This is a genomic window from Pseudoalteromonas sp. C12FD-1 (assembly GCF_037414265.1).
Lineage (GTDB): Bacteria > Pseudomonadota > Gammaproteobacteria > Enterobacterales > Alteromonadaceae > Pseudoalteromonas.
This window is the reverse complement of record NZ_JBBEVD010000066.1, coordinates 1-562: the sequence shown is the minus strand read 5'-3', so window position 1 is coordinate 562 and position 562 is coordinate 1. Positions and strand designations below refer to the sequence as shown.

Below are 562 nucleotides of genomic sequence, written 5' to 3'. Positions count from 1 at the left end.
ATCACCTCCTTATACGATTTAGAACTTATTTGTTCGTAGTGTCCACACAGATGATTGTTAATTGTAAAGAGAACAACACTTATTGTTTGGGTCTGTAGCTCAGTTGGTTAGAGCGCACCCCTGATAAGGGTGAGGTCGGTGGTTCAAATCCACCCAGACCCACCACTTTGCTACCATACGTTGTTATGACACTCCTCGTTTAGTGAACTAAACATTTGTCGTGTCATGCCTAGTCTGGATCAAAGTCGGATAACAAACAGTAAGACCAGCATATGTGGGGCTATAGCTCAGCTGGGAGAGCGCCTGCCTTGCACGCAGGAGGTCAGCAGTTCGATCCTGCTTAGCTCCACCACTTTACTTCTTAAAAATAAATATTCTTTATCGGGTAGCAACATCACCTGAGAATAGAGTGTGTTTAATTTTGAGAAGTTTTTGATTCTCTGCTCTTTAAAAATTTGGAAAAGCTGATAATAAAATTCGTATGAATGACATTTGTTATTTATACAGAGTTTTCAAAAGTAAAAAAGAATGATAGCAGTATCATTCAGTGCCAATTTAATCA

General features: G+C 39.3%; 2 tRNA genes. Both read left to right on the top strand.

Annotated features, from left to right (window positions below):
• The first annotated feature begins 88 nt into the window (after positions 1 to 88).
• Positions 89 to 165: transfer RNA gene (locus WDB87_RS09920), tRNA-Ile, on the top strand.
• A gap of 111 nt (positions 166 to 276) precedes the next feature.
• Positions 277 to 352, top strand: a tRNA-Ala gene (locus tag WDB87_RS09915).
• The last annotated feature ends 210 nt before the right edge of the window (positions 353 to 562 follow it).